1 protein-coding gene is annotated in these 938 nt (G+C 64.4%); it reads right to left on the bottom strand.

What is annotated here, in order from left to right:
• Positions 1–782 (bottom strand): glycosyltransferase family 2 protein (locus ACYVDE_RS24410; protein ID WP_460504115.1); only part of this gene is annotated, 782 nt, incomplete at its 3' end.
• Between the last annotated feature and the right edge of the window lie 156 nt (positions 783–938).

The following is a 938-nucleotide window of genomic DNA, read 5'->3' as shown; positions in this document are numbered from 1 at the left end:
GTGCGGGCCAGGTTCAGAGCCTTGGCGCACACGCGGGTAGTTGAGGCCAGGTACGGGTCGTGGCGGCGGTAGGCCCGGGCGCTCATGCTGCGCGGGTGCTTGCGCTTGCGGGTCGTCACGGCGTCGAGGTAGAGGAACTGCCAGTCGCGGCTGGCCCGCACCCAGAAGTCGAAGTCCTCGTAGGCCAGGGTTTCGTCGTAGCCGCCCAGGCTTTCGAGGCAGGCGCGGCGCATCATCATGGTGGGCGTGCTGATGAAATAGCGCCGCAGCACCTCGGCAAATACCCAGCCACTGGCGGGCGCGGGGTGCAAGCCGCCGCGGCCGTCGGACCGGTGGTGCAAGCCCAGCGGGCGGCTGGCTTCATCGATAAGCTCGCAGTTGGAGTACACCACGCCCACGCTGGCATCAGCAGCCGAAAACTGGGCTACCTGTTGCGCCACGCGGGCCGGCAGCAGCACGTCATCGGTCGCAAAATCAATAACAAACTTCCCCTTACTCCGCTCAAATGCCGCGTTGAACGCTTGGCAGTTGCCCACGTTTTCGGGCAGCAGTAGCAATTGCCAGGCAGGATGCTGGGCCGCATATTCTTCCAGACTGGCCACGCTCCCATCGGTGCTGGCATCGTCGACGAGCCACACTTCTAAGTTGGGGTACGTCTGGGCCCGAATCGAATCGAGGGCCTCCCGCAGAAACGGCGCGTGGTTGTGACACAGCGCCACGATGGTCACCAGCGGCGCTTCTTCTAATGAAGAATGAGAAGTGTGGAATGAGGAATTGGGCATGGCGCGGGGGCTGCAAAGAAAACACGAAGTAGCCCCTCGTCACCCGCCTACCCTTATGCCCTGCTCCTTGTACCCCAATGTACCACGGCGCAACCGGCCAGCAGCAGGCCGTAGCGGGCGGCGTGGGCCCACACGGCCCCGGCCAGCCCCAAACGC

Source organism: Hymenobacter agri (assembly GCF_054778495.1).
This window is presented reverse-complemented; position numbering and strand designations above follow the sequence as displayed.